Consider the following 4186-nt stretch of genomic DNA (forward strand, 5'->3'; position numbering starts at 1 on the left):
ATTTAATTAAAGGGGGGCTCTAATTAAAAAAATCAATTACCTTCTACACACTTATAATAACAATTCTATGTGTCATTATGGTGACAGAATTAAAAATTAATTGTAACAATTAAGAAATAAAAAAAGGGTAAACAATTATTATACTTTGAATTTTATATATTTAGAATTCAAATGAATTATCATTTTTTAATATGAGAGTACAAAACAACCTACCTAACACCAGCATAGATAATTTATTATACAATTAACATCGTTCGATATTAATTAAATAAATCACTACCAGTGATGATGGTTCGTTCGATTATATAAAATATTTACACGATTATATATAACCTCTCGGCTATATATAAACGCTACAACACATCATATAACCTTCCATTACTTAATACGATAGGTTCGAACCATAGTATAATAAATGTTATACAACATCGACTATATTAATGCTCTTCCCAAGTATTAAATCGTCCTCTAATTCAATATAAGTTAATATTATAGTAAAAACTATATTGAACTTTTGGATGGTTTACATATACATTCTGTGAATGGATATATAAACTTTGGATCAGTTGCTTTGTACTCTACAATATTATGATAACCAATATAGAATGGAATATACTTGTTAATTATTGCCATTAAATATTTTTATAATTTTTCAATTACTCTTGTATAAAAACTACAGGCTTCAACATATTGGCTTACTTTACAGTTCTCGTTTCTCATGTGTGCCAACTTGTATTCACCTGGTCCAAAACCAATTGTAGGTATTCCCATAGCAACAGGTGTTACTGCATTGGTACTAAAATCCCAATAATCGTACTCTGGAGGAGTTCCAAAATTTTCATTATATGCTTCACTGAATGCTTTTGAAAGTTCGTGATTTAAGTCGATTTTCCATGCCAAGTGAAAAGGTTTATAATTGATATCCGTTCCAGTCCAGCTTGTCCTACAAATTGTTCCTAGTTTCCATTCTCCATCTTTGCCTTCTATTATTTTATCCATCTCTGCTTTGATCATTTCTTCAGTTTCTCCAAGTACCATTCTTCTGTCCAAATATACTTCGCATTCAGATGGAACTGCATTTAAAGATGCGCTTGTACTTGAAATGTTGGACATAACAAGGGTTCCTCTTGGAGCATCTTTTTTCATTAGTTCTGCATTGGTCTTTTCAACACGCTTAATGATTTCGGCCATTTCATAAATTGCATTAACCCCTTTTTCTGGTGCAGATCCATGTGCTGAAACACCATTTGTTTTAATTATAATTTGTGCTTTACCTTTATGACCAGTTACAATTTTATTATCAGATGGTTCGCAAGTAATAAAGTAGTCAGGTTCAATGTTGAATTCTTTAAATAAATGTTTAAGGTTTTCTCCATCGCAATCTTCTTCAAATACAGTACCAGAAACAAAAATCGTCTTTTCAGAATCTAATCCTAATTTCTTTGCAATAGCACCAGCATATACTGAAGCAGCAAGTCCACCTTTCATATCAACAGAACCTCGACCATGAAGTCTTCCATCAATTATATCACCACTAAAAGGTTCAACATCCCACTTATCTTCATCATTTACCTTAACAGTATCCATATGTGAATCAAACATAATTATTTTTTTGCCATTTCCAATTCTTCCAAGAACGTTTCCTGTAGAATCAATAATAACTTCATCATATCCAAGGGACTTCATTTTTCTTTCTATAAACTTAGCAATTTTTTCTTCCTGACCAGAATAACTTTTTATTCTTACCAAGCCCTGTGTAAATTCAATAAGCTCCTTTTTTACTTCTTCCATAAGCATATCTAATTTATTCATTATAAAAAACCTCCATATTTGTATTTTTACTTATGTTATTATTATATTGCTTATTAATTGAATTTTCTATCGATTTATTATCAATTAATATTGTTATCAGCATTTGAGAGACGGAATAGAAGAATTTAAATAAGCAGAGCTATTGTTCTGAAATAGAAATCAGAACATCAACTCTGCTTTTATATTTATTTTTATTGAACAAAGATCAATGTTTTGTTTTTAACTATGACAATGATTTACAATCTTATCTTCTTTAATAACGAACATCAGGTCAATCATTCTAACGATTATTTCTATCACACCAAGGTTCACGCCAAGGATCACAGCTATTATTTAAATTATTGTTACAACGATCTTTACAACGATTATTGTTGCAACTTTTTTTACAATGATTATTGTTGCAACGATTTTCACAACGGTTATTGTTGCAACAATCGTTATTGTCAAATAATAATAACAATAGTATCCACCAACACCACATACACATTTCACCTCTCATAGGGAAAAAATATTTATTTTAATGTTTTTTAAGTTTGTCCAATTAATATCTTCATCTGTTATTTATATAATATTATACACATTATATAAATGTTACAATTTATAATAAATTTATTAGCAAGGGATTCCAAACACATCGTTAGAAAGCTTTTTAAAAGAAACCCTTGACTTGAAGTGGACTTCAAGTCAAGGGTAAAATTTGCAGAAATCTTTATTATTATTACCTTAATTACCTATTAAAAATGCAAGAATTTGGTGCTTTGTCCCAGCATTTATTACAAGAAATACATTTAGACTTATAACCTTTGTTATCTATCCATTTATTAATTAAATCTGGCTCACAAAATAAAGTTCTAGACAATGAGAAATATTTGATTACCTTGGATGTATCATTATATATGTAGTATGATAATAATAACAGTATGCACTTTAGTGTAAGATACTAACCAAAAGGAGAGTAATGATATGAATCAAGAAGTAGAGGTTTACTCAGCACCATTTGAATATACATTGTCTATATTTAGTGGCAAATGGAAAATGGCAATAATGTTTTGGCTATCAAGACGTAAAATTTTGCGTTATGGAGAATTAAAAAAATGTATTATAGGTATCACTCATAAAATGTTAAGTTCTCAACTTAAGGAGCTTGAAACATATGATATTATAGTTCGCACTGAATATCACCAAGTTCCACCAAAAGTAGAATACTTTTTATCAGAAAAAGGGTTATCTTTAATGCCAATTTTAGAAGAAATGTGTTCTTGGGGTCATATGCATTATAAAGATGAGATAAGTAATTTAGTAGAATAGGAGCAATATTAATGAATATACGTGATTTAATTATTTACAATAAAACAATACCCAAAAGAGAAGCTAAGTATTTGGATTTCCCAAGGACCTTGCCGCCAGAATTATGTGGGTACCTTTCTCAAAATGGGATTACAAAATTATATTGTCATCAGGCAGAGATGTTTGAAAAAGCAATGGAAGGTCTTAATATTGTAATAACAACATCTACAGCCAGTGGAAAAACTCTTGGATTTTTGCTGCCGGTTCTTCAAGAAATTTTAGCAAATCCCCTTGCAAGGGCAATTTTTATATATCCTACAAAAGCATTAGCAAGCGATCAGTATCGTGCTATTTTACCGTATTTAGAATATTTCGGGGAAAACAGGATTTCAGCAGGAGTATATGATGGAGATACCCCCGTAAATGAAAGAAGCAGAATTAGAAAAAGCGCCAATATCATTTTAACTAATCCAGAAATGTTAAATGGTGCATTTTTACCGAATCATAGTAAATTTGGATTTGATTTTATATTTTCTAATCTGAAATATGTTGTAATTGATGAATTGCATACGTACAGAGGAGCATTTGGTTCCCATGTGGCAAATCTTTTTCGAAGATTAGGAAGAGTATGCAGATATTATAATTCATCCCCACAATATCTATGTAGTTCGGCAACTATAGCAAATCCTGTGGAACTTGCAGAAGAAATTTTCTCACATAAATTTATTCGAATTGATAGGGATGGTTCTCCGGCTGCAGAAAGAAAGTATATGCTTGTTCAGCCACCTAAGATTATGGGAGCTGATAAAAAATATTATGGACAGGTACAGACAACTACAGTTGCTGCAAATCTTATTCCTAAGTTGGTAGAAAATGACAATAGCTTTATTGCCTTTGCCAAATCAAGGAGAAATGTTGAAATAGTATTAAAGGAATCAAGAGATAAATTGGAAGCAGAGAGTTTCTTTGGAGCCTCCTTAATAGATAAAATATCGGGATACAGGGGAGGATATACACCACTCGAACGTAAAGAAATTGAAAACAAGATGATAACAGGTGTTTTATGTGGACTAGTATCTACAAATGC

The 4186-nt window shown here is 30.6% G+C and carries 3 protein-coding genes; 2 read left to right on the plus strand and 1 reads right to left on the minus strand.

The genetic code is table 11. From position 1 onward, the window contains the following. Positions 1–642: 642 nt before the first annotated feature. Positions 643–1812, minus strand: a complete 1170-nt coding sequence (locus tag JJE11_RS15780; protein WP_291637331.1) for a YgeY family selenium metabolism-linked hydrolase — start codon at positions 1810–1812, stop codon at positions 643–645. Positions 1813–2775: 963 nt separating this feature from the next. Between JJE11_RS15780 and JJE11_RS15785 the strand changes: the two genes are divergently transcribed. Beyond that, positions 2776–3120, plus strand: a complete 345-nt coding sequence (locus JJE11_RS15785; protein WP_291637333.1) for a helix-turn-helix domain-containing protein — start codon at positions 2776–2778, stop codon at positions 3118–3120. A gap of 11 nt (positions 3121–3131) precedes the next feature. After that, on the plus strand, positions 3132–4186 hold a 1055-nt coding region (locus JJE11_RS15790), incomplete at its 3' end, for a DEAD/DEAH box helicase (protein ID WP_291637335.1).

The organism is Clostridium sp., assembly GCF_016650095.1.
Taxonomy (GTDB): Bacteria; Bacillota; Clostridia; order Clostridiales; family Clostridiaceae; genus Clostridium_AD.